The sequence below is a fragment of the Pseudomonas sp. PDM21 genome, assembly GCF_014852505.2.
In the GTDB taxonomy this organism is placed as follows: Bacteria; Pseudomonadota; Gammaproteobacteria; order Pseudomonadales; family Pseudomonadaceae; genus Pseudomonas.
Map to the genome: position 1 here is coordinate 5098124 of NZ_CM181223.1, position 16880 is coordinate 5115003.

The 16880-nt window shown below is 64.9% G+C and carries 18 protein-coding genes; 12 read left to right on the forward strand and 6 right to left on the reverse strand.

What is annotated here, in order from left to right:
* Window positions 1–75: 75 nt before the first annotated feature.
* On the forward strand, window positions 76–528 hold the full coding sequence (gene uspN / locus IB275_RS23510) for a universal stress protein UspN (protein ID WP_081515874.1): 453 nt from the start codon (window positions 76–78) through the stop codon (window positions 526–528).
* Window positions 529–608: 80 nt separating this feature from the next.
* Here uspN and IB275_RS23515 read toward each other — a convergent pair whose 3' ends face one another.
* Complete coding sequence (locus tag IB275_RS23515) at window positions 609–2267, reverse strand: phosphoethanolamine transferase (protein ID WP_192291482.1); 1659 nt, start codon at window positions 2265–2267, stop codon at window positions 609–611.
* 291 nt (window positions 2268–2558) lie between these two features.
* On the opposite strand from IB275_RS23515, the gene IB275_RS23520 reads away from it, so the two are divergent.
* Entirely contained in the window at window positions 2559–4721 is a 2163-nt protein-coding gene (locus IB275_RS23520; protein ID WP_192291484.1) for a putative bifunctional diguanylate cyclase/phosphodiesterase, read from the forward strand.
* A 16-nt stretch (window positions 4722–4737) separates the two neighbouring features.
* On the opposite strand, the gene IB275_RS23525 is transcribed toward IB275_RS23520, so the two are convergent.
* Together IB275_RS23525 and IB275_RS23530 are read right to left on the reverse strand one after the other, a co-directional pair.
* Window positions 4738–5529: a hydroxypyruvate isomerase family protein gene (locus IB275_RS23525; RefSeq protein ID WP_192291486.1), complete on the reverse strand. Its 792-nt coding sequence runs from the start codon at window positions 5527–5529 to the stop codon at window positions 4738–4740.
* Window positions 5526–6425, reverse strand: a complete 900-nt coding sequence (locus IB275_RS23530) for an NAD(P)-dependent oxidoreductase (RefSeq protein WP_192291488.1) — start codon at window positions 6423–6425, stop codon at window positions 5526–5528. Before IB275_RS23530 ends, IB275_RS23525 begins: the two co-directional genes overlap by 4 nt.
* Window positions 6426–6581: 156 nt before the next feature.
* Here IB275_RS23530 and IB275_RS23535 point away from each other — a divergent pair, with 156 nt between their 5' ends.
* From IB275_RS23535 to phnE, 4 genes are read left to right on the forward strand one after another with little or no spacing between them, the layout of a single operon-like run.
* The gene (locus tag IB275_RS23535) at window positions 6582–7439 is read left to right on the forward strand and encodes a putative selenate ABC transporter substrate-binding protein (RefSeq protein ID WP_081515883.1); all 858 of its coding nucleotides are present in this window, start codon (window positions 6582–6584) and stop codon (window positions 7437–7439) included.
* Window positions 7436–8242 (forward strand): phosphonate ABC transporter ATP-binding protein, encoded by an 807-nt coding sequence (locus IB275_RS23540; RefSeq protein ID WP_081515884.1) that lies wholly within the window; start codon window positions 7436–7438, stop codon window positions 8240–8242. The genes IB275_RS23535 and IB275_RS23540 overlap by 4 nt, the downstream gene beginning before the upstream one ends.
* The gene (locus IB275_RS23545) at window positions 8236–9078 is read left to right on the forward strand and encodes a PhnE/PtxC family ABC transporter permease (RefSeq protein ID WP_151188062.1); all 843 of its coding nucleotides are present in this window, start codon (window positions 8236–8238) and stop codon (window positions 9076–9078) included. The genes IB275_RS23540 and IB275_RS23545 overlap by 7 nt, the downstream gene beginning before the upstream one ends.
* On the forward strand, window positions 9075–9845 hold the full coding sequence (gene phnE, locus IB275_RS23550) for a phosphonate ABC transporter, permease protein PhnE (RefSeq protein WP_081515888.1): 771 nt from the start codon (window positions 9075–9077) through the stop codon (window positions 9843–9845). Before IB275_RS23545 ends, phnE begins: the two co-directional genes overlap by 4 nt.
* Window positions 9846–9912: 67 nt before the next feature.
* Here phnE and IB275_RS23555 read toward each other — a convergent pair whose 3' ends face one another.
* The gene (locus IB275_RS23555) at window positions 9913–10278 is read right to left on the reverse strand and encodes a DUF5064 family protein (protein WP_138215389.1); all 366 of its coding nucleotides are present in this window, start codon (window positions 10276–10278) and stop codon (window positions 9913–9915) included.
* Between the two features lie 66 nt (window positions 10279–10344).
* On the reverse strand, window positions 10345–10662 hold the full coding sequence (locus IB275_RS23560) for a DUF2288 domain-containing protein (RefSeq protein ID WP_192291491.1): 318 nt from the start codon (window positions 10660–10662) through the stop codon (window positions 10345–10347).
* 308 nt (window positions 10663–10970) lie between these two features.
* Here IB275_RS23560 and IB275_RS23565 point away from each other — a divergent pair, with 308 nt between their 5' ends.
* The 6 genes from IB275_RS23565 (at window position 10971) to IB275_RS23590 (ending at window position 16376) form a co-directional block, all read left to right on the forward strand.
* Entirely contained in the window at window positions 10971–12092 is a 1122-nt protein-coding gene (locus IB275_RS23565) for a branched-chain amino acid ABC transporter substrate-binding protein (protein WP_081515893.1), read from the forward strand.
* Between the two features lie 117 nt (window positions 12093–12209).
* The gene (livH, locus tag IB275_RS23570) at window positions 12210–13133 is read left to right on the forward strand and encodes a high-affinity branched-chain amino acid ABC transporter permease LivH (RefSeq protein ID WP_138215390.1); all 924 of its coding nucleotides are present in this window, start codon (window positions 12210–12212) and stop codon (window positions 13131–13133) included.
* Window positions 13130–14386: a high-affinity branched-chain amino acid ABC transporter permease LivM gene (locus IB275_RS23575; RefSeq protein WP_192291493.1), complete on the forward strand. Its 1257-nt coding sequence runs from the start codon at window positions 13130–13132 to the stop codon at window positions 14384–14386. Before livH ends, IB275_RS23575 begins: the two co-directional genes overlap by 4 nt.
* The gene (livG, locus tag IB275_RS23580) at window positions 14383–15150 is read left to right on the forward strand and encodes a high-affinity branched-chain amino acid ABC transporter ATP-binding protein LivG (RefSeq protein ID WP_081515899.1); all 768 of its coding nucleotides are present in this window, start codon (window positions 14383–14385) and stop codon (window positions 15148–15150) included. Before IB275_RS23575 ends, livG begins: the two co-directional genes overlap by 4 nt.
* Window positions 15151–15153: 3 nt before the next feature.
* Window positions 15154–15855: an ABC transporter ATP-binding protein gene (locus tag IB275_RS23585; protein WP_045210454.1), complete on the forward strand. Its 702-nt coding sequence runs from the start codon at window positions 15154–15156 to the stop codon at window positions 15853–15855.
* Between the two features lie 188 nt (window positions 15856–16043).
* Window positions 16044–16376 (forward strand): hypothetical protein, encoded by a 333-nt coding sequence (locus IB275_RS23590; RefSeq protein ID WP_192291495.1) that lies wholly within the window; start codon window positions 16044–16046, stop codon window positions 16374–16376.
* Between the two features lie 52 nt (window positions 16377–16428).
* Here IB275_RS23590 and IB275_RS23595 read toward each other — a convergent pair whose 3' ends face one another.
* Window positions 16429–16710 (reverse strand): DUF3509 domain-containing protein, encoded by a 282-nt coding sequence (locus tag IB275_RS23595; protein WP_192291497.1) that lies wholly within the window; start codon window positions 16708–16710, stop codon window positions 16429–16431.
* Between the last annotated feature and the right edge of the window lie 170 nt (window positions 16711–16880).

The window sequence follows — 16880 nt, forward strand, 5'->3', positions numbered from 1 at the left end:
TGACGCTGCGCAAGGGAATCTCACCCATGGGGGGATAGAGTTTCCTTACCAAGCCACTCATTGAGGGAACACATCATGTACGAGCGCATTCTGGTAGCGGTGGACGGCAGCCCGGTTTCCGACCGTGCCCTGGTCGAAGCGGCCAAGCTGGCCCAGCTGAGCGGCGGCGAGCTGCGGGTCATCACCATCGTCGACAGCCCGCTGCGCCATCTGCCCGACTACGCCGTGTACTACAACCCGGAGCCGCTGCGCGAAGCCGCGCTGAAGGCTGCCGATGACATCCTCGCCAAGGCGAAGGACAAGGTCGCCGAGTTCCCGGTGAAAACCAGCTTCGAGCGGGTCTGCCAGGAACGCGCCAGCGAAGAGATCGCCGAGCGCATCGAGGTCGAGGCCGAAGCTTCCAAGGCCGACATCATCGTCATGGGCACCCACGGCCGCCGTGGCGTGCGCCGACTGATGCTGGGCAGCGTGGCCGAAGGCCTGCTGCGCGTCAGCAACCGCCCGGTGCTGCTGGTTCGCGAGAAGTAACAGCCCACGCAAAGACAAAAGGCCCTGCGGTTCTCGCCCCAGGGCCTTTTTCATGGCCGCCGTTCAGGCCGGCCCTCAAGTCATTGCGCGGCAGTCATGTCGCGCTTGCAGGAGTGGAAGATATCCAGGTCCGGCTGGTACAGGCTGGTGTGCACGCCGTAGAGACCGAGCACCGAGTGGAACAGGTTGTCGTGGCTCAGCTCGGCACCGTCGGCCTTCTTCTCCAGGCAACCGCGATCCACGCCCATGCCACCCAGCGCACCGCTGCCGAACCACATCACCATGGGCACGTGGGTCTGCGCCTTCGGGGCGATGGCATAGGGCGCGGCATGCAGGTAGACGCCATTCTCGCCCAGCGACTCGCCGTGGTCCGACACATAGACCATCGAGGTGTCGAAGCGCTCCTGGTTCTGCTTGAGCAACTCGACCACCCTGGACAGGAAGAAGTCGGTGTAGAGGATGGTGTTGTCGTAGACGTTCACCAGCTCCTCGCTGCTGCAACTGCCCAGCTGGTTGGTGCGGCACACCGGGGTGAAGCGCTCCAGCGACTTGGGATAGCGCTCGTAGTATTCCGGGCCGTGGCTGCCGTCGGCGTGCAGGACGATGATGGCGTTGTCCTTCAGGCCGTCGATGTAGGCCTGCAGGTTCTGCAGCAGGGCTTCGTCCAGGCAGTTCTTGCCGTCGCAGAACGGGCCGGGCTGGTCCTTCGGAATATCGCGATTGGGCACGCGCAGGCAGGTGCCCTTGCAGTCGCTGTTGTTGTCCAGCCAGAGCACCGACACGCCGACGCGCTGGAGGATGTCCAGCAGGCCCTGGTTGGTCTTGCCCTTCTTGTCGCTGTAGTCCTCGCGGGGGAACCTGGAGAACATGCAGGGCACCGACACCGCGGTAGAAGTGCCGCAGGAGCTGACGTTGGTGAAGTTGAGGATGTCGAGTTTCTTCAGTTCCGGGTTGGTGTCGCGGGCGTAGCCGTTGAGGGAAAAGTGGTCCGCGCGGGCGGTTTCACCGACTACGAAGATCATCAGCGACTTGCGGCCATCGGCACTCACCTTGCGCGGCATCACTGCGTCCTCGCCGATGGGCTGCACCACCAGGTTTTCCTTGATGCCCAGGCGCTGCTTGGTGAACTTGCTCACCGCGTAGATGTAGTTGGTCGGGTTGATGAAGTGGGTCAGCTTCTCTTCCTGGCGGAACACCGGGGCGTAGGTGGAATAGAACGTCCCCACGCAGACGGCGACCACCACCAGGCAGCCGAAGATCACCAGCACCTTGTTCAGCAGGCCACGGAAGAACGGGCTGTAGCGCACCGGCGTCAACCAGATGATCGCCGCCGGGAGCACGCCGAGCACCAGCAGGTAACCGAACATGCGTGCACTGAACAACGCAGCGGCTTCGCCGGGGTTGGTCTCGACCACGTTCTGCACCATCACGGTATCGATCACGACACCGTAGGAGTTCATGAAGTACGCCGCGGCCGCCGACACCAGCGCCACCAGGGTCAATGCCGGCTTGAGCAGCGGGCGGAAAGACACCAGGGTCAGCAGCAGGGTGAAGGCCGCCCACAGGAAGAAGCCGAACGAGGCGAAGAACGCCACGCCCCAGAGGCCTTCCATGGGCACCAGGCTGTTCAGCGCCCGCCAGGTGGCGAAGTTGTAGAACAGCACCAGTGCCAGCGAGAACAGCAGGACCAGCCGCGCGGAACTGACCTGGGGGAAGAGGCGGCGCTTGCCCTCGGACATCGAGCGCACTCCTTACATCGATAGTCGGATAGGAAATGGGATGGCCGACCCTGCCGGCCGGCGGCGCAACTCTAGCGGGCAGTTAGTCAAAAAAGTGTCAAGTTGGCTACAAGCTTTCGGCCAGTGGTCGAATCCGGGACAGGCAGACCACCTGGTACTACCGTACGTCGCGCACCTTCCGGCATTACACCGAAAATTCAACGAGTTCCTTGCAGCGTCATCCTGGCTTCCTAGACTTGAAGCAAAGTGATATCAATCTGCCTCCTCCCCGACATCCGGAGCATCCCGCCCATGGACTGGCACCAGGACGCCGTACCCGATGCTGTGCTGCTGGAGTGTTCTCACAACCCCGGACTGGTCCTGCTGGCCATCCTGATTGCCTGCGTCGCCAGCTTCGTCGCGTTGAACATCACGGCGAGGATGGTCCGGGCTCCGCAACACGCACACCGCTGGCAATGGGTCGGCGGCATCTGTCTGGGCAGCGGCATCTGGTCGATGCACTTCGTTTCCATGCTGGCCTTCCACGCTTCGGTGCCACTGCATTTCTCCGGCGGCCTGACGCTGCTTTCGCTGCTCATCGCCATCGCCATCTGCGTAATTGCCATGCGCCTGCTCGCCCACGCAGGGCTGAGCCCGCTGCAGTATCTGCTGGCCGCCTGCTGCATCGGCGCCAGCATCGCCGGCATGCACTACACCGGCATGGCCGCCATCGAGTCACCACCGATGCAGCACTACGATCCGCTGCTGGTCACCCTCTCGGTGCTGATGGCCGTGCTGGTGGCCTTCGTCGCGCTGGTACTGGCGCCGGTGCTCAATCGCCAGCCGGCAGGCCGCCAGTGGATCTACCAGATACTCGCCAGCCTGCTGCTGGGCGGAGCCATCTCCAGCATGCACTTCACCGGCATGGCCGCACTGACCCTGACCCTGCCCAGCTGGGTAGCGCCGGTAGCAGACCTGGGGCGCAACAACGCCATCCAGCTCGGACTGATGGTCGGCCTGCTGGCGCTGGCCGTGGTGCTGGCCGGACTCTGGGCGGCCTGGATCGAGGACAGCCTGGAAAGCAAGGTGAGCGAGCTGAGCCGGGTCAACGCACTGCTCAACCAGTTGGACAGTGCCAACGCCTCCCTGCAGAAACTGGCGCGCTTCGACGGCCTCACCGGCCTGCATAACCGCAATGCACTCAATGACGAGTTCGAGGCCCGCCTGCAACGCAACCGGCAGAAGGCCCAGGGGATGGCAGTCATCCTGCTGGACCTGGACCACTTCAAGCGGGTCAACGACTCCCTCGGCCACGCCGCTGGCGATGAACTGCTGTGCATCGTCTCCGAGCGCATCCGCAGCGCGCTGCGCAGCACAGACCTGCTGGCGCGCTTTGGTGGCGACGAGTTCTGCATCCTCGCGGACCTTGGCGAAGATCACGAAGCGCGCATCCTCGCCCAGCGTCTGATGCAACGCATGAAGGAGCCGATCAGCATTGCCGGGCGCAGCCTGGTGATGACCATGAGCGTCGGTATCAGCCTCTTCCCCAACGACAGCGAGCAGCCCGAGGAACTGCTCAAGCACGCCGACCTAGCGCTGTACCAGTCCAAGGGCAACGGCCGCAATGCCACGCATTTCTTCAGTCCGCACCTGAAAACCAAGGCGACCCAGGAACTTCAGCTGGAAGAGGAATTGCGCAAGGCACTGTGGGACGACGAACTGGTGCTCTACTACCAACCCATCCTGCGCATCGACCACGGCGAAGTGGAGCAGCTCGAAGCCCTGGTGCGCTGGAAGCACCCGACCCACGGCCTGCTGGCACCGGATCGCTTCATCGGGCTGGCGACTGCCAACGGGCTGATCGGCGCGCTGGATGCCTGGGTGCTGCGCCGCGCCTGCGAGGACCTGCGCCGCCTGCACGACCTGGGCTACAAGGACCTGCGGGTGGCGGTGAACTGCTGCGCCAGCAACCTGGGCCGCGAGGGGCTGGTCGATGAGGTCCAGCAGACCCTCGCCGACACCGGCCTCGCCGCGCATTATCTGGAGATGGAAGTCACCGAGAACGCCGTGATGTCAAACATCAGCCAGGCCATCCCGCTGCTCAATCGCCTGCGCGATCTGGGCGTGAGCCTGTCCATCGACGACTTCGGCACCGGCTATTCGTCACTGTCCTACCTGCGCCAGCTGCCGCTGGATGCGCTGAAGGTGGACCGTTCCTTCATCCGCGACGTGCCGCAATCACGGCGTGACAGCGAGATCGCCCAGGCCATCATCGCCATGGCGCAGAAGCTGCACCTTAAGGTGATCGCCGAGGGCGTGGAGCACGCGCAACAACTGGCGTTCCTGCGCGACAACCATTGCGAGCTCGCCCAGGGCTACCTGTTCAGCCGGCCCTTGCCCCTCTCCGCACTGGTGGAGTTCCTCGACGCCTACCGCGAAGACAGCGACTCGGCGCTGCTGCGCAGCCAGGCCTGAGGCCCGTGATCCAGGCTCAGAAGTCGAACTTGCCGGCGCGCCAGCGCGGCAGCCAGCGCAGGGAGTCGGCGGTGGTGCCGGTGGGGCGGTACTCGGCGCCCAGCCAGCCGTCGTAGCCGACATCGTCGAGTACCTGCAGCGGTACTGCGAACTCCATCTCGCCCGAGCCCGGCTCGCCGCGCTCGGGGTAGTCGGCGAACTGCACGTGGCCGATCTGCCCCATCAGCGCGTAGATGCAATCGACCAGTTCCAGGCCCATGCGCGCCATGTGGTAGAGGTCCAGCTGCGCGCGCAGGTTTTCCCGCGCCACGCGTTCGAGCATGTCCTGCAGGTGCTCGGGGGTGTTGAGCAGGAAGTCCTTCATGTCGTGGCAGTTGATGGCTTCCATCAGCACGTCGGTGCCGCTGCCGGCGAAGGCATCGCAGGTGGTGCGCAGGCGCTCGGCGAGGGTCTGCAGCGCGACCTCGCGCTCCTGCCCCTCGACCAGCCGGCCGGCCAGCACGTTGATGTGCTGCGGCTTGACGATGCGCGCATAGTCCAGCGCCTTGGCCAGCGCCGCTTCGAACTCCGCCGCACGTTCCGGCACGGCGGCGATGCCGGGACCTCCCTGCATCAAGTCACCAGCCGGCAGGTTGATCAGCACCAGCGGCAGGCCGGCTTCGTCCAGTGCAGCTTTCAGGTCCTGTGCAGGGACGTCGTAGGGAAACTGGATCTCCACGCCCTCGAAACCGGCCTTGGCAGCGGCGTCGATACGCTGCAGCAGCGGGACTTCGGTGAACAGCAGGGACAGGTTGGCGCAGAGTTTCATGCGGGGAATTCCTTTGGCTGACGGTATTGCTCGACCAGGGTAGCCGGGTCGCGTTCGAGATTGCCCTGACTGCCATGCAGGCGCATCAGCTGCGCGGCAAGGCCGCTCATGGGCGTGGCCGAGCCTTCCTCGCGGGAAAGCCTGACGGCGGTATCCAGGTCCTTGAGCAATGTGCGCACGTGCCATTTCACCGGTTCGAAGCGGCTCTCGGCCATCTGCGGGGCAAGGATCTGCAGGGGCTTGGAATCGGCGAAACCGCCGGCCAGTGCTGGGGCGATCAGGCTGGCATCGACGCCGGACTGCTCCGCCAGCGCCACCACTTCGGCGATCACCAGGGCATTGCAGGCGACGATCATCTGGTTGCACACCTTAGTCACCTGCCCGGCGCCTACATCCCCCATGCGCGTCAGGCGCTGGCCGAGGTGGGCGAGGATCGGCCGCACGCGCTCGACATCCTCGACGCGACCGCCGGCCATGATCGCCAGGGTGCCGGCCTCGGCGCCTGGCGTGCCGCCGGAAACCGGCGCATCGACCCAGCGCATGCCGGTGCGCGCTTCCAGCTCAGCGGCCATCTCGCGGGTGGCGGCCGGTTCGAGACTGGAGAAGTCCACCAGCACCTGGCCGGCGCGGGCGCTCTCGACAATGCCGCCGGCGCCGAACACCACTTCGCGCACGGCGGCGGTATCGGCCAGGCAGAGCATCACCACCTCGGCGTTGGCACACAGCTGCGCGGGTGTTTCCACGGCCGTAGCGCCTTCGGTGGCCAGCAGCTGACGCTTGCCGGCGGAGCGGTTCCACACGGCCAGCGGATAGCCCGCGGCGAGCAGGCGGCGCGTCATGGGGAGCCCCATCAGGCCGAGACCGGCAAAGGCGAGGGATGGCAAAGGGGACGACATGGGGTGATCTCCAGTTCGACAGCAGGACGGGCACGGGGAGGCGGCATTCTAACAGGCGCGAAGTTGACCCGGCGGACGACGTGCCAGCTGCCAAACAGATGCGCCGCCACTATACTCCCGGAGTTTTTTCCGCCATTGAACCGGAGAACTCTCCCCATGCTGAAACGCTCCCTGGCGCTCGCCGCCGGTTTTGCCCTGTCCCTGTCCGCCGTTTTCGCCCACGCCGACACGCCGAAAGAACTGAAAGTCTCGGCCATTCCCGATGAAGCCCCCACCGAACTGCTGCGCAAGTTCAAGCCGCTGGGTGCCTATCTGGAAGAGCAACTGGGCATGCCGGTGAAGTTCATCCCGGTGTCCGACTATGCCGGCGTGGTCGAAGCCCTGGCTTCGGATCGCCTCGACATGGCCTGGCTGGGCGGCTTCACCTTCGTCCAGGCGCGCCTGAAGACCGGCAACGCCATCCCGCTGGTACAGCGCGAGCAGGACCAGCAGTTCACCAGCAAATTCATCACTGCCGACCCGAACGTGAAATCGATCCAGGACCTCAAGGGCAAGACCTTCGCCTTCGGTTCCGTGTCGTCCACTTCCGGCAGCCTGATGCCGCGCTACTTCATGCAGAAGGACGGCGTGGTGCCCGAGCAGTTCTTCTCCCGCGTGGCCTATTCCGGCGCCCACGACGCCACCGTCGCCTGGGTCCAGGCCGGCAAGGTCGACGCCGGCGTGCTGAACGCCTCCGTCTGGCAGAAGCTGGTGGACAGCGGCAAGGTCGACACCAACAAGGTGAAGGTCTTCGCCACCACCCCGACCTACTACGACTACAACTGGACCGTGCGCGGCAACCTCGACCCGGCCCTGGCCGAGAAGATCAGGAAGGCCTTCCTCGCCCTTGACCCGAGCAAGCCGCGCGACAAGGAAATCCTCGACCTGCAGGCGGCCAGCCGCTTCATCGAGACCCAGCCTGACAACTACAAGGGCATCGAGGAATCGGCGCGCGCCGCCGGCCTGCTGAAGTGACCCTGAAACTGACCGGCGTGGAGCACATCCACGCCAACGGCCAGCGCTCGCTCGCCGGTATCGACCTCAGCGTCGCTGCCGGTGAACGGGTGGCGATCATCGGCCCGTCGGGTGCCGGCAAGACCACGCTGCTGCGCATCCTCGCCACCGCACTGAAACCCGCTTCCGGCAATTTCGACCTGCTCGGCACCCAGCCCTGGGCGCTGAGTGGTCCTGCGCGCCAGCGCCTGCGCTCGCGCATTGCCCTGGTGCACCAGGCTCCGCCGCTGCCACCGCGCCAGCGGGTGGTCACCGCCGTGCTCGCCGGCCGCCTAGGCCAGTGGCCGCTGTGGAAAAGCCTGGCCAGCCTGCTCTACCCCGTCGACAGCGCTGGCGCCCGCAGCGAATTGCAGCGCCTGGACCTTGGCGACAAGCTCTTCGAGCGCTGCGACCAGCTCTCCGGCGGCCAGTTGCAACGCGTCGGCATCGCCCGCGCGCTGTACCAGCAGGCCGAAGTGCTGCTGGCCGATGAACCCGTCTCTGCCATGGACCCGGTGCTCGCCGGCCATACCCTCGGCGTACTCACCCGTGAAGCGCAGAACCGTGGCGTGACACTGCTCGCCAGCCTGCACGCGGTGGACCTGGCACTGGAGCATTTCCCGCGCATAGTCGGCGTGCGCGACGGTCGCATCGCCTTCGACAAGGCGGCGGAGAACGTCACTCCCGAGGACCTGCGCGCCCTCTACGCCAACGAGCAGCTCGGCCAGCAGGACGCTTCCTCGCCGGTGGGCAAACCGCTGGTGGTACAGATTCCGCGATGCTGAACCCCGCGCTTTCCAAGAGCCCGCCGCGCGACCCGGCGGCGCTGCCGCGCCTGCTGCTCACCCTGCTCGCCCTGGCCTTGCTGTGGCCGGGCCTGCGCCTGTCCGAGCTGGATATCGGCGGCCTGTTCAGTGGCGACAACGCGCGGACCATGGCCAACTTCCTCGGCGGTTTCTGGCCGCCGGCCCACGACGAGGAATTCCTCGCCCTGCTCGGCCGCGCCACCCTGGAAACCCTGGCCATCGCCACCGCCGGCATGGCGCTGGCCTGGCTGATCGCATTCCCTGCCGCGTTGCTGGCGACGCGCGCGCTGTCAATATCCGCCCTGCCCCGCGGCGGCCTGCCGGCCTGGTGGGCGCGGGCGCTGCGCTGGCCGGTGCGCGGGTTGCTCATCGTGCTGCGCAGCGTGCCGGAAATCGTCTGGGCGCTGCTGTTCGTCCGCGCCGTGGGTCTGGGCCCCACCGCCGGCGTGCTGGCCATCGCCATCACCTATGGCGGCATGCTCGGCAAGGTCTACGCGGAAATCTTCGAATCGGTGGACCCGCGCCCGACCCGCGCCCTGCTGCTGGGTGGCAGTTCGCGGCTGCAGGCCTTCGCCTACGGCGTACTGCCCTCGGCCGCGCCGGAACTCATCTCCTACACCGTCTACCGCTGGGAGTGCGCGATCCGCGCCTCGGTGGTGATGGGCTTCGTCGGCGCCGGCGGCCTCGGCCAGCAGATCGACCTGTCGCTGCGCATGTTCGCCGGGGGCGAGGTGGCAAGCATCCTGCTGACCTTCCTGGTGCTGGTGCTGGGCGCCGACCTGCTCAGCCGCTTCCTGCGCGGGAGGCTCGAATGACCGGCCTGCTGCGCAGCCTGGGCTGGCTGCTGCTGATCCTGCTCGCCATCGGCGCGTCCTTTGCCTACCTGGAAATGGACACCGGCGGACTGTTCGACGCGCGCGGCCTCGGCCAGATGCTCGACTACGGCCGCGACTTCCTCGCGCCGGACCTGAGCGCCACGCACCTCACGGCAGTCGGTCGCGGCGCCCTGGAAACCCTGGCGATGTCCGCCATCGGCACCCTGCTTGCGGCGCTGCTGGGCATGTTGCTCGCGCTACCGGCGGCCGGGCGTTTCGGGCGTATCGCCCAAAGTCTTTCGCGGCTGTTCCTGAATGCCCTGCGCGCGGTGCCGGAGCTGGTCTGGGGCGCGCTGATGGTGCTGGCCGCCGGGCTCGGCCCGAACGCCGGCACGCTCGCGCTGGCACTGCACACCGGCGGCGTGCTCGGCCGGCTGTTCGCCGAGGCGCTGGAAAATACCCCGACCGCCCCGGCGGAAGCCGTGCGCCTGGCCGGCGGCGGACGCGTCGCCGCCTTCGCCTACGGCACCCTTCCGGCGGTCTGGCCGCAGTTGGTGGCGTACATGCTCTATCGCTGGGAGAACAACATCCGCATGGCCAGCGTGCTCGGCTTCGTCGGTGCAGGCGGCCTGGGGCAGATGCTGTATTTCAGCCTCAGCCTGTTCCAGCAGGCCCAGGCGGCCACAGTGATCATCGCCATGCTGCTGCTGGTGCTGTGCGTCGACAGCCTCAGCGCCTGGGCGCGGCAGCGCTGGGTGAGCCACTGAGTCCTGCGGCAGATGACGCGCAATAAAAAGCCCGGCTCATGGCCGGGCTTTTTACGGAATGCGTCGCTTACGAGTCGCCGTGGATCACCTTGTCGAGGTCGATCGGGTCGCCAGGGTTGGTGCCGAGTTTCTGGCGGATGTCCTCGAACATCGCGTCGTACTCCTTGTGGTTGCGCACCATCGAGCCAAAGCGCGGGTGCAGGCCGTGCTTCTGCGCAATGCGGGTGGCATCGCTGGCAAAGTTGAAGGCCTGCTCCTTGGGCATGTCCCACTCTTCGGTAAAGGAATTACCGTCGATCTCGCCCTTCATGGTGAAGTGGACGATGGTGCCTTTTTCCACATCCTTGCGGACTTCATAGTTGATGTGAGCGTCGATCTCCTGCGCCCCCAGCCCCGGCAGGGACTGGAGATGCAGATGGCCCGGTTCGAACATGGCGAATCTCCTTCTATGGAATCCCGACAGTCTAGCCGGCCTTTTCGAATTGGAAATCGCCCTGTGTCAGTGCACGGACTCTTTTCGAACTCTTTCTTGAACCAGCACCCAGGGCGCGATCACCACCGCCCAGAGTTCCGGGTCACGATCGTGGAAATCCTGCGCCAGCTTTTCGTCGACCTTGCTCAGATCACCACTGGCCAGCCAGCCGGCAACCTTGGTCCGGTCGTCCTCGGCAACGCCCATCGCGACCTCCACCAGATCGGCGCAAGCCGCGACCTTGAGCAGGTTGCCGCGGGCGAAGAAGGGCGCGAGCTCCTGCCAGGAAATCTTCGCGGTTTCGCCAAGCAACTTGGCATAGAGGGTGCTAGCTTGTTCAGTCATGAATCTCACCTGGTATACGAACGGCGCCATGATAGCGCCGGGACCGCGCCAGGCAAGGTTCGGACGGCGTTTTCGCTGGAGACGGAAACCCACAAGGAAAAGTCATACAGCGCCGTTTTTCTGTACGTTTGTTTCAATCTTGCGACATGCCCACAATCGGCTGCCCGCCACCCGCTTTTCAAGCGGTCCGGCGGCACTCTACACTGTACCGGTACAGTTGCCGGTGGGTCTGTCCGGGGCAATCCCGGTCCGGTGAGCCGCTGGCGACCAGGACTACAAAAACGAAAACACAAGAAGAGTGGAGCATTATGAAAAAGGGTACTCAGCGTCTTTCCCAGCTGTTCACCGCCATGGCCCTCGCCGGCGTTGCCAGCTTCTCCATGGCCGCCGACACCATCAAGATTGCTCTGGCCGGCCCGGTGACCGGCGCAGTCGCCCAGTATGGGGAGATGCAGTTCATTGGCGCGAAGATGGCCATTGAGCAGATCAACAAGGCCGGCGGCGTCGACGGCAAGCAACTCGAAGGCGTGGTCTACGACGACGCTTGCGATCCGAAACAAGCCGTGGCCGTTGCCAACAAGATCGTCAACGATGGCGTCAAGTTCGTCGTTGGCCACCTGTGCTCCAGCTCCACTCAACCGGCTTCGGACATCTACGAAGACGAAGGCGTGATGATGATCACCGCCGCCTCCACCAGCCCGGATATCACTTCCCGTGGCTACAAGCTGATCTTCCGCACCATCGGTCTGGACAGCCTGCAGGGCCCGACTGCCGGTAAGTTCATCGCCGAGCACATCAAGCCCAAGACCGTGGCCGTGATCCACGACAAGCAGCAGTACGGCGAAGGCATCGCCACTGCCGTGAAGAAGACCCTGGAAGACGCTGGCATCAAGGTCGCCCTGTTCGAAGGTATCAACGCCGGCGACAAGGACTTCTCCGCGATGATCGCCAAGCTCAAGCAGGCCAAGGTCGACTTCGTCTACTACGGCGGCTACCACCCGGAGCTGGGCCTGATCCTGCGCCAGGCTTCCGAGAAAGGTCTGAAAGTCGGCTTCATGGGCCCGGAAGGCGTGGGTAACAAAGAGATCTCCGCCATCGCCGGCCCGGCTTCCGAAGGCCTCTACGTGACCCTGCCGAAGTCCTTCGACCAGGATCCGAAGAACCAGGCTCTGGTTGACGCCTTCAAGGCCAAGAACGAAGACCCGAGCGGTCCGTTCGTGTTCCCGGCCTACGCCGCTGTCCAGGTCATCGCCGAAGGCATCAAGAAAGCCGGCAGCGAAGACACCGACAAGGTGGCAGCCGCGCTGCGCGCCAACACCTTCGCGACTCCGACCGGTGACCTGGGCTTCGACGAGAAGGGCGACCTGAAGAACTTCAACTTCGTGGTCTACCAGTGGCACAAGGACGGCACCAAGACCGAAGCCAAGTAAGCCACCCGCCGCCACACAAAGCCCACTGCCCACAGCAGTGGGCTTTGTTTATCCGAGTATTCCGGGGGTCCGTCGCGCCACAAGCGCCGCTTCACGCGACGCCCGAGGAGTTAGGTAATGCCTGAGCTCTATCACTACCTGCAACAGCTGATCAACGGCCTCACCGTCGGCAGCACCTATGCCCTGATCGCCATCGGCTACACCATGGTCTACGGCATCATCGGCATGATCAACTTCGCCCATGGCGAGGTGTACATGATTGGCTCGTACGTAGCCTTCATCGTGATCACGGGGCTGGCCATGATGGGGATCGTTAGTCTCCCTGTCGTTATCATCTGCACCTTCGCCGCGGCGATCATCGTCACCAGCGCCTACGGCTACACCATCGAACGGATCGCCTATAGGCCCCTGCGTGGAAGCAACCGGCTGATTCCGCTGATCTCCGCGATCGGCATGTCGATCTTCCTGCAGAACGAGGTTCTGCTGGCCCAGGATTCCAAGGACAAGGCAATCCCCAACCTGCTGCCGGGCAACTTCATCATCGGCCCGGACGAGATGAGCGGCGTCACCATCTCGTACATGCAGGTGCTGATCTTCATCGTCACCCTGCTGACCATGTACGGCCTGTCCATGTTCATTTCCCGCTCCCGCCTGGGCCGCGCCTGCCGCGCCTGCGCGGAGGACCTGAAGATGGCCAACCTGCTGGGCATCAACACCAACAACATCATCGCCCTGACCTTCGTCATCGGCGCCACCCTGGCCGCCGTGGCCGCGGTGCTGCTGGGCCTGCAGTATGGCGTGATCAACCCGCATATCGGCTTCCTCGCCGGCATCAAGGCGTTCACCGCCGCGGTGCTGGGTGGCATCGGCAGCATTCCGGGCGCCATGCTCGGCGGGCTGGTGCTGGGCGTTGCCGAAGCCTTTGGCGCCGACGTGTTCGGTGACCAGTACAAGGACGTGGTGGCGTTCACCCTGTTGGTGCTCGTGCTGCTCTTCCGCCCCACTGGCCTTCTCGGTCGCCCGGAGGTGGAAAAGGTATGAGCCAGAAACTCAAGACCGCCTTCTTCAGCGCCCTGCTGGTGATGGCCGTCGCCTATCCGGTGCTGGGCATCAAGCTCAGCGTGATCGGCATCGGCCTGCAGTTGGAGAACGTCAGCCCCACCCGCCTGTGGACCATCGCCGCCTGCGCCGTGCTGATGTTCGTCTGGCAACTGGTGCGTGATCGCTTCGCCTTCGGCGGCAGCGTGAAACAGGCGCTGTCGCACCCGCACACCAGGCTGGCCGAACGTCTGACCCACGCCTCCGTGCAACGCAAGATCATCATGGTGCTGATTCTCGTCGCCCTCGCCTGGCCGTTCTTCGGCTCGCGCGGCGCGGTGGACATCGCCACCCTGATCCTGATCTACGTGCTGCTGGGCCTGGGCCTGAACATCGTCGTGGGCCTGGCCGGCCTGCTCGACCTCGGCTACGTCGGCTTCTACGCCGTGGGCGCCTACAGCTACGCGCTGCTGTCGCACTACTACGGCCTGGGCTTCTGGGTGTGCCTGCCGATCGCCGGCCTGATGGCCGCGTTCTTCGGCTTCATCCTCGGCTTCCCGGTGTTGAGGTTGCGCGGTGACTACCTCGCGATCGTGACCCTGGGCTTCGGCGAGATCATCCGCATCCTGCTGCGCAACATGACCTGGCTCACCGGCGGCCCCAACGGCATCAGCAACATCGAGAAGCCGACGCTGTTCGGCCTCACTTTCGAGCGCCGCGCCCCCGAGGGGATGCAGACCTTCCACGAGTTCTTCGGCATCGCCTACAACTCGAACTACAAGGTCGTATTCCTCTACCTGGTCGCGCTGCTGCTGGTGCTGCTGGTGCTGTTCGTGATCAACCGACTGCTGCGCATGCCCCTGGGCCGAGCCTGGGAAGCCCTGCGCGAAGACGAGATCGCCTGCCGCGCGCTGGGGCTGAACCCGACGCTGATCAAGCTCTCCGCCTTCACCCTCGGCGCCTGCTTCGCCGGTTTCGCCGGCAGCTTCTTCGCCGCGCGCCAGGGCCTGGTCACGCCGGAGTCGTTCACCTTCATCGAATCGGCCATCATCCTCGCCATCGTGGTGCTGGGTGGCATGGGTTCCCAACTCGGCGTCATACTGGCCGCCGTGGTGATGATCCTGCTGCCCGAACTGATGCGTGAGTTCAGCGAGTACCGCATGCTGATGTTCGGCGCCCTCATGGTGCTGATGATGATCTGGCGTCCGCAGGGGCTCCTGCCCATGCAGCGCCCGCACCTGGAGTTGCGAAAATGAGCCGACCGATTCTTGAAGTAGCCGGCCTCACCATGCGCTTCGGCGGGCTGCTAGCCGTCAACAACGTGGCCCTGAAGGTCCAGGAAAAACAGGTGATCTCGATGATCGGCCCCAACGGCGCCGGCAAGACCACCGTGTTCAACTGCCTGACCGGCTTCTACGCGCCCACCGGCGGCGAAATCCTGCTGCGCGGCGAGCCCATCCAGGGCCTGCCGGGCCACAAGATCGCCCACAAGGGCGTGGTGCGGACCTTCCAGAACGTGCGTCTGTTCAAGGAGATGACCGCGGTGGAGAACCTGCTGGTGGCGCAACACCGGCACATCAACACCAACTTCCTCGCCGGCCTTCTCAAGACCCCGGCCTTCCGTCGCGCGGAAGCCGAGGCCCTGGACTACGCCTCGCACTGGCTGGAAATCGTCAACCTCAAGGACATCGCCAACCGCCCGGCGGGCACCCTCGCCTACGGCCAGCAGCGCCGCCTGGAGATCGCCCGCTGCATGATGACCCGTCCGCAGCTGCTGATGCTGGACGAGCCGGCGGCCGGCCTGAACCCGCGGGAAACCGAGGACCTCAAGGCGCTGATCGCCATGCTGCGCTCCGAGCACGGCGTCACCGTCCTGCTCATCGAGCACGACATGAAGCTGGTGATGAGCATTTCCGACCACATCTACGTGATCAACCAGGGCACCCCGCTTGCGGACGGCACCCCGGAGGAAATCCGCGGCAACCCGGATGTGATCAAAGCCTATCTGGGGGAGTCCTGAGTCATGCTGAAGTTCGACAAGGTTTCCACCTTCTACGGCAAGATCCAGGCGCTGCACGACGTCAGCATGGAAGTCCAGCAGGGTGAGATCGTCACCCTGATCGGCGCCAATGGCGCCGGCAAGTCGACCTTGCTGATGACCCTGTGCGGTTCGCCGCGCGCCTCCTCCGGCAGCATCACCTACATGGGCGAAGAGCTGGTCGGCAAGGAATCCTCTGTGATCATGCGCAAGAGCATCGCCGTCGTGCCCGAAGGCCGTCGCGTGTTCGCCCGCCTGACCGTGGAAGAGAACCTCGCCATGGGCGGCTTCTTCACCAGCAAGGGTGACTACCAGGAGCAGATGGACAAGGTCCTGGGGCTCTTCCCGCGCCTGAAGGAACGCTTCAACCAGCGCGGCGGCACCATGTCCGGCGGCGAACAGCAGATGCTCGCCATCGGCCGCGCGCTGATGAGCAAGCCCAAGCTGCTGCTGCTCGACGAGCCGTCGCTGGGCCTGGCGCCGATCATCATCCAGCAGATCTTCGACATCGTCGAACAGCTGCGCCAGGAAGGCGTGACCGTGTTCCTCGTCGAGCAGAACGCCAACCAGGCGCTCAAGCTCGCCGACCGCGGCTATGTACTGGAGAACGGTCGCATCGTCATGCAGGACACCGGTGCCAACCTGCTGGTGAACCCCAAGGTGCGTGACGCGTACCTCGGCGGCTGATCCTTCCCGCTGCGATGAGAAACGGCCCTTCGGGGCCGTTTTTTATTGGCGAGCGGTCCGCACCGTTCTTGTAGGAGCGAGCTTGCTCCTACAGCGGCTCCGCCATTTCTGCCGCATCTCCCGCTGCATCCGACAGACAATCGTTCAGGGCTCACCAAGCATCTGCGGATTCAACAAGGAGAGCCGCCATGAACGCCGACCATCTCGCCGACACCCTCGCCGTGTTGCGCAAGCTCGCCCAGGGCATCGACCCGCGCCACGACGCGCCCCTGGCCATCGACGACCCGTGCCAGGCACCGGAAGTGATCCGTGCCCTGTTCCACGCCATCCACGCGCTGGAGGTGCCCGCCCCGAAGCCCCGTGCCCTGCCCCAGCAGGCCGGCAAACCCTGGCAAACAGCGGAGGAAGCCGCTTTGCTGGAGCGATTCGAGGCCGGGGAGACCGTCGCAGCCATCGCCCGCGAACATGGCCGAACCACAGGCGGCATCCGCTCACGCCTGAAGTACCTCGGCAAGCTGTAGGCACGGAAACGAAAACGCCGCCCCTGGGGCGGCGTTTTCGTTGCAAGGTCGATCAGGTGCCGTAGCTCAGCACCTGCGCACGCTGGCGCAATTGGGAAACGACATCGTCCTCCATGCGGCCTTCGGAGATCAGCAGGTCGCGCCGGATGGTCTGCACCGCCTCTTCGCTCTGCTCATGGTCGGACAGGTGCTGGCCTTCGATGACACGCCGCAGAATTACGTCTCCATCGTCGTTGGTGAGGGTCAGAATACGGCCGCCATCGGGGCGTGCCGGGCCCAGGGAGGGAGCGTAGGGAGCGAAGGTCTCGGTCAGCAGGGCGCTCAGCCGGTCCATGTCGTATCTCCTTGTTGCGAAATGAAAAACACGCAGAAAAAGACCGCACGATCGGCGATAAAGTTCGCCGCTCTCAGTACCGTTGGTCATGACGGCATGTTTCATGGCCCTGGCCGAACCAGATCGCAGGCATGAAAAAGCCCGCCAGGAGGCGGGCTTCTTCGAACGGC

What these genes read in the sequence shown, in the direction of transcription:
- IB275_RS23535 (WP_081515883.1), top strand. Translation starts at nt 6,582, where the DNA reads ATGCTGAAACGCTCCCTGGCGCTCGCCGCCGGTTTTGCCCTGTCCCTG.
- IB275_RS23515 (WP_192291482.1), bottom strand. Translation starts at nt 2,267, where the DNA reads ATGTCCGAGGGCAAGCGCCGCCTCTTCCCCCAGGTCAGTTCCGCGCGG.
- IB275_RS23590 (WP_192291495.1), top strand. Translation starts at nt 16,044, where the DNA reads ATGAACGCCGACCATCTCGCCGACACCCTCGCCGTGTTGCGCAAGCTC.
- IB275_RS23585 (WP_045210454.1), top strand. Translation starts at nt 15,154, where the DNA reads ATGCTGAAGTTCGACAAGGTTTCCACCTTCTACGGCAAGATCCAGGCG.
- IB275_RS23575 (WP_192291493.1), top strand. Translation starts at nt 13,130, where the DNA reads ATGAGCCAGAAACTCAAGACCGCCTTCTTCAGCGCCCTGCTGGTGATG.
- IB275_RS23555 (WP_138215389.1), bottom strand. Translation starts at nt 10,278, where the DNA reads ATGTTCGAACCGGGCCATCTGCATCTCCAGTCCCTGCCGGGGCTGGGG.
- IB275_RS23520 (WP_192291484.1), top strand. Translation starts at nt 2,559, where the DNA reads ATGGACTGGCACCAGGACGCCGTACCCGATGCTGTGCTGCTGGAGTGT.
- livH (WP_138215390.1), top strand. Translation starts at nt 12,210, where the DNA reads ATGCCTGAGCTCTATCACTACCTGCAACAGCTGATCAACGGCCTCACC.
- uspN (WP_081515874.1), top strand. Translation starts at nt 76, where the DNA reads ATGTACGAGCGCATTCTGGTAGCGGTGGACGGCAGCCCGGTTTCCGAC.
- IB275_RS23545 (WP_151188062.1), top strand. Translation starts at nt 8,236, where the DNA reads ATGCTGAACCCCGCGCTTTCCAAGAGCCCGCCGCGCGACCCGGCGGCG.
- IB275_RS23595 (WP_192291497.1), bottom strand. Translation starts at nt 16,710, where the DNA reads ATGGACCGGCTGAGCGCCCTGCTGACCGAGACCTTCGCTCCCTACGCT.
- IB275_RS23560 (WP_192291491.1), bottom strand. Translation starts at nt 10,662, where the DNA reads ATGACTGAACAAGCTAGCACCCTCTATGCCAAGTTGCTTGGCGAAACC.
- IB275_RS23530 (WP_192291488.1), bottom strand. Translation starts at nt 6,425, where the DNA reads ATGTCGTCCCCTTTGCCATCCCTCGCCTTTGCCGGTCTCGGCCTGATG.
- phnE (WP_081515888.1), top strand. Translation starts at nt 9,075, where the DNA reads ATGACCGGCCTGCTGCGCAGCCTGGGCTGGCTGCTGCTGATCCTGCTC.
- IB275_RS23525 (WP_192291486.1), bottom strand. Translation starts at nt 5,529, where the DNA reads ATGAAACTCTGCGCCAACCTGTCCCTGCTGTTCACCGAAGTCCCGCTG.
- livG (WP_081515899.1), top strand. Translation starts at nt 14,383, where the DNA reads ATGAGCCGACCGATTCTTGAAGTAGCCGGCCTCACCATGCGCTTCGGC.
- IB275_RS23565 (WP_081515893.1), top strand. Translation starts at nt 10,971, where the DNA reads ATGAAAAAGGGTACTCAGCGTCTTTCCCAGCTGTTCACCGCCATGGCC.